Annotated in this window: 5 protein-coding genes and 1 pseudogene; 1 reads left to right on the top strand and 5 read right to left on the bottom strand. The window is 24.7% G+C overall.

Annotation, left to right across the window (positions count from 1 at the left end; translation table 11 throughout):
- The coding region (locus KQ44_RS13825; protein WP_096737940.1) for a cyclic nucleotide-binding domain-containing protein at positions 1–949 on the top strand (949 nt) is incomplete at its 5' end.
- Between the two features lie 9 nt (positions 950–958).
- Here KQ44_RS13825 and KQ44_RS13830 read toward each other — a convergent pair.
- The 5 genes and pseudogenes from KQ44_RS13830 to KQ44_RS15500 all read right to left on the bottom strand — a co-directional run bounded on the left by KQ44_RS13830 (position 959) and on the right by KQ44_RS15500 (position 5,439).
- Positions 959–1,741, bottom strand: coding sequence for an outer membrane beta-barrel protein (locus tag KQ44_RS13830; protein ID WP_096737941.1), 783 nt, complete (start codon positions 1,739–1,741; stop codon positions 959–961).
- Positions 1,742–1,871: 130 nt separating this feature from the next.
- Positions 1,872–3,266, bottom strand: coding sequence for a tRNA uridine-5-carboxymethylaminomethyl(34) synthesis GTPase MnmE (mnmE, locus tag KQ44_RS13835; protein ID WP_096737942.1), 1,395 nt, complete (start codon positions 3,264–3,266; stop codon positions 1,872–1,874).
- A gap of 15 nt (positions 3,267–3,281) precedes the next feature.
- Positions 3,282–4,314 (bottom strand): annotated as a pseudogene (locus tag KQ44_RS13840) (hypothetical protein).
- Positions 4,311–4,757, bottom strand: coding sequence for a tRNA (adenosine(37)-N6)-threonylcarbamoyltransferase complex ATPase subunit type 1 TsaE (tsaE, locus tag KQ44_RS13845; protein ID WP_096737944.1), 447 nt, complete (start codon positions 4,755–4,757; stop codon positions 4,311–4,313). Before tsaE ends, KQ44_RS13840 begins: the two are co-directional and overlap by 4 nt.
- Positions 4,758–4,806: 49 nt before the next feature.
- Positions 4,807–5,439, bottom strand: coding sequence for a WESB_1763 family membrane protein (locus KQ44_RS15500; RefSeq protein ID WP_276307062.1), 633 nt, complete (start codon positions 5,437–5,439; stop codon positions 4,807–4,809).
- Positions 5,440–5,521: the final 82 nt, after the last annotated feature.

Here is a 5,521-nt window from a genome sequence, read left to right on the forward strand (position 1 = left end):
TGATATTATTAATATATATAATAAAGACTTAATAAAAAAAATGCATAATTATTTAGAAAATTCTTTGGAGATATGGCTAAGCAAATATTATATTAATCTTTCGCATAATCATTCTATGACCAAATATGATATCAATGAGGGATATGTTTTAAATTTGGCTCAAGTATATAATGATAATAGCTTTCCTACAGCTGCTTATGAAATATATAATCAATATTTAAAACTTTTTCCAAGTAGCCGCAGTATTAAAGATATTAAAGATATGATAGATTCTATGAAAGAATATAATTTGCCTGAACCAGAAGCAATGGAAGATAATATATTTTATTATAAAAAAGGATATTGTTTATATACGGAGCTTATGGCTAGTAATTATCTTTATCTTATCAATTCTGGCAAAGTAGGTGTGTACAATGTTATAAATTCAAAATTGGTTACAAGAGCTATTTATTCCAGCAATAATCTTATAGACGGATATATGCCAGATATTACTTATCAGCCTCTTTCAACTACAACAATAGTTCTTGAGGATTCTAAAATAAAATTATTAAAAAAAGAAGAGTTCATATCAATAGTTGCTAATGTAAACTCTTTAAGACCATATTATCTGCAAATAATTTGCACAAAAATAAGAAATAGTGTACTTAAAGTTATGGCACTCAATATTAAAGATATATTTATGAAACTTATTATTACTATATACTATATAGTTAGAACTGAGAGTTTATTTCTTAATAAAGATGTAAATACAGCAAAGCTTTTATATAAATTACATGATATTGCAGCTGTAATAGGATATAATAATGATATTAATATGATAAAAAATGAATTAAAAAAAGTACGATTTATCAGTATAGATGCTGAAAATTATATACATATACTTGATATAAATAATTTTATAAAAGAGTATGAGATATATAAAAAAAGACTTTCTCTAAAAAAATCATAATAAATAATTTCAATTATTTTTATAAGATTCTGGTGATACAACTGCATTTGATTTATTATTATTAGTATTATTAGAAGGAGGCAATTTTTTATAAGGGGTCTTAAAAGGACTGAATCTTAAACCAATTTGAAGTCCTGCTCCAAAACTGTCTACAGAGGTATATGTTTTTTCATCGATTTTTTTTCTAGTACCAAACTCATAATCAAAATATAATCCGAAGTTTGCTGCTACATTATAGTCATTGAATACAGAATAATCAAATGTTAATTTAACATAAGGTATTACATTCATTTTGTCATATTCATTAACTATATCAATTATATTTACATTATATCCTTCTGCAGTGTAATTAGTTCCGTAGGTTGTAGTTTTATTTTCAATAGTTCCTGATATGGGTATTTTTAATCCTCCTCCTATACCTATAGCAAAATCTTTTATATTGATTTTTGGAAGAAGTCCTACCTGAAGACTGTGAAAAGATATAGAACTTAAATTTTCTATACTTTTATCTGATGAAGGTATAGTATAGGCATAGGTATCATGACTGTATCCTGCTTCTCCCAATATACTTAAACCTACACCATTTTTAAAATCTACTATGTATCCGAATTGAGCAGTAATTCCTATATCAAAACCAAGTCCGAATTTTTTTGTAGTATCATCTTTAGGTCCCATAGGCATTCCTACAGAAAGTCCTAATGGTATATTAAATATTCCTTCAAATCCGCTTTCAGCAAAAAGAGATAAATTTATTAATATAAAAACAGCAGCCATTGAAAATAACTTTCTCATAAATATATATTAAACTCCCTTTCTCATTCTTATATAATAATATTATATATCCTAATATTTATCGTCTTTTTTAATTCAGTAATATAATAAATATACTATTTTTTTATGGTTTATCAAATGAAATTTATAATTATTTTCCTATACAGAAATTAGCAAATATCTCATTAATTACTTCTTCAGCATCTATTTTACCGCTAACATTTCCTAGTATATTGTTTAATATGTTCATCTCTTCAGCAACTTCATCTAATGAAAATGACATTTTTGATTTTTCTATACATATATCAATTTGTTTAAGTCCTTTTTCTAAATATCCTCTTTCTCTGTTATTAACATAGCTTTCTTTATTGAAGATATCAATATCTGAATCATTTACATAATTTTTTAAGGCTTGTATTAATTTATCTTTACCTTCTTTTGTTTTTGTGCTTATGTTTATAATATTTTTTGAGTTAATGTTATAATCAAATTTTTTCTCTTCATCACTTTTATTTAGAATGTATATTATATTTTTATCTTTTAAGGTTTTTAAAAAATCTATTAAATTAATATCATTTTCATCAGCATTGCTTGAGGAATCAAACACAGCAAGTATAATATTTGCTTCATAAGCACATTTTTTTGCCCTTTCTATACCTTCAAGCTCTATATCATTATCAGCCTCTTTATGAAAACCTGCCGTATCCATCAAATAAAATGGTATATTATCAATATATATATTCTCACTTAAAAAATCTCTCGTAGTTCCAGCTATATTAGAAACTATTGCCCTGTTTTTATCAAGTATCATATTAAATATACTGCTTTTTCCAGCATTAACTCTACCCAGTATAGCAACCTTTATACCATTAATAAGATTTTCTACTCTGCTTGAATTGTATAAAATATTTTCTATATCCTTTTTTATATTTATAAAATTTTCTATTAATTTATCATAAGAAAATGTTTCTGTATCATCTTCTGGAAAATCTAATTCTCCATAAACAAGCATTAAAGAGTTTTTAATATTATCTCTGAGTTTATCAATTTCTCTTGTAAGTCTTCCACGCATCTTATATATGCTTGCTTCTGCCATAAGTCTGTTATTAGAATCTATCAAATCATGTATAGCCTCAGCCTCGCTTATACCAATACGTCCATTAATATATGCTCTGTATGTAAATTCACCTCTATTTGCAGCTCTTGCTCCGTTTTTTATTAATAGATTTAAAATAGAGTCTATTACAACAATACTTCCATGTGAAATAAACTCTATAGTATTTTCCGAGGTAAATGTATTTGGAGCAAGTGTTGAAAGCACTATAAGTTCATCTATAGGGGTATTATTTTCATCTTTTACTAATGCATAATAGCTTTTTCTATGTTCAAATTTTGTTATATTTTTATTTTCATCTCCTGCATAAAAACATATTTTTGATGCTATCTCCAATGCTTTGCTTCCAGACATTCTTATTAAAGCTAATGCACTTTTTGAATAGGGTGTTGATAATGCTGCTATTGTGTCTTTTATATCGTATTCATTCATAATTTTTATAAACTCTTAACTATTGTTTTCTTCAAGATTATTTATTTTTTTATTCATCTTTTTTTGCTTGTTTTAATTTTTTCCTTTCTTCTTTTTCTATTCTTTTATTTTCTTTTTCCTGAAGTTTTATGGCAGTTTGTAAGTTTCCGTTATTTATTATGTAATTCACGCAGAAATCATAATCTTTCTGCATTATATTAAGTTCTGGGATCTGTTTTGCAAACTTTATATAGTCTGACTCTTCAAGCATATTCATTATATATTCGCTTTCATTAAAATGATGATTTTGAAAAAGCTCATTAATTTCGCTTGTTGTCATGTCTTCTATATTAAACATAAATCTTTTTGTAAGATATCTTTTGAATATAAATGTTAATTCAAAATAATATTCTGCATATTTATTTTCATTGTAGTATGTATTGCAGTCTAATGTTTTTAATGCATTTAATGCTTCTGTATCTTCTTTAATATTAATTTTTTCATTAAATTTCTTTTCTATATATTTTACAATAGCAAATATTAACATTATTACAGCTATAACAGCAATAACAATTAATACAGCAAATATCCATACATATTTAGGCATAGGTATGCTCATAGTTCTTTTCATAGGCGGAAGTGTCTCTCCGTCAGAAAAAGAATTGACTAATATATTAACATCTTCTCCTAAAAGTTCTCTGTATTCATTATTATAGTTATAAGAAATTTTAAAAGGATATATTACAAACTGACCTATATCATAAAACCCTATTTGGTATTTTATAATTCTTTCTTTATATTTTCCTCTGTCTTTAGTTTCATTTTCTACTGATATTATTCTTGTTTTATTATTTCTGTCATCAAAGGAAATATCTTCATAATTATAGTCTATACCATTTTTTGATATTATATGCACTTCATATTCTATTGCATTTCCTATAATAATATTTACTGAAGATACAGTTGTTTTTGAATATACTACAGTATTATTATCTATTACTCTATTACTGCATGATAAAGTAAGTAGTGCCAAAAATAATATAATAAATAATAAAAAATAATTTTTCATGAAATCAAACTTATCCTATATAATCTGCTGTTTTCTTCTTTCATTTCTATTTCAAACAAATAGTACGGAACTTCAAAATAGTCTATGAATTTATTACCCCATTCTATAATAGTAATTCCATTTTCTTTGATTTTATCTTTAAATCCTATATCGTCAAGCTCTTCTCTGCTGTCAAGACGGTATAAATCAACATGCCTTAATATGCTTTCTTTGCCATTAAGTATTATGTCATATTCATTTATTAATGTAAAAGACGGGCTGCTTACTATATTATCGCTTTCAAGGAGCTTGGATAATATACGCACAAATGTAGTTTTTCCAAATCCTAAATTGCCTTGCATTATCATAATATCACCGTCTTTTAATATGCTTTTTAAATACTGAGCAATATCATCTATATTATTAATATTTTTTTCTTCTTCTAATAGGGTTTCTTTTTTCATATTTAATTTATTTGTTTTTTATTGTTATTTAATAATAGAAGATAATATATCATAGGTCATTATTTGTCAAATATGAAGTTTCGTATTTTTGACTGTTTTGAATGCCTAATATTTCCATAATTGCAAATACTGCTATCAATCTTAAAGAAAAATTACTCATATCAAGTCCTGAAAGTATAAAAAGTGTAAATATTATAAATTTAGGGTAATATTCTTTTGATACTATTGAAGTCATAAATGATGTGAATAAAGTTATAAAAAACATAATCATAATTACCATATAAACTACAAAAGGCATATACATTATTATTCCCAAAGCACTGAAAAATGATATTATGATTAGAAAAAAGCTGTTTCCAAGATAAAATATAGCTGCTATTGATAGTATAATAGCAATTACAGCAAACATAAATGATCTATTTATATTTTTCATAATAATTTCTTTTATAAATATTAATATATAAGATATCATTAATACTAAAAAAGAAAATGATGATAATTTTGACATATAATTAGAAATATACGTTGAAATATAATGAAAGCTGTCAGTATCTATGACTTTATTTGCTGATATTATAAGATAATTTATATTAGATGATAGTAAAGAAAGTAAAATAAATATATAAATCCCTCTTTCAAGTTCTGTTGTTATTTTTGATAGTATTGTTGGAATTAATATCATTAAAGTAAGAATTAATAATGATGCAAAAATAAAAGTTCTATTATATTATATATATTTATATCAATGGCATATAACTTTAGAG

It is taken from the genome of Brachyspira sp. G79 (genome assembly GCF_002379365.1).
GTDB lineage: Bacteria > Spirochaetota > Brachyspiria > Brachyspirales > Brachyspiraceae > Brachyspira.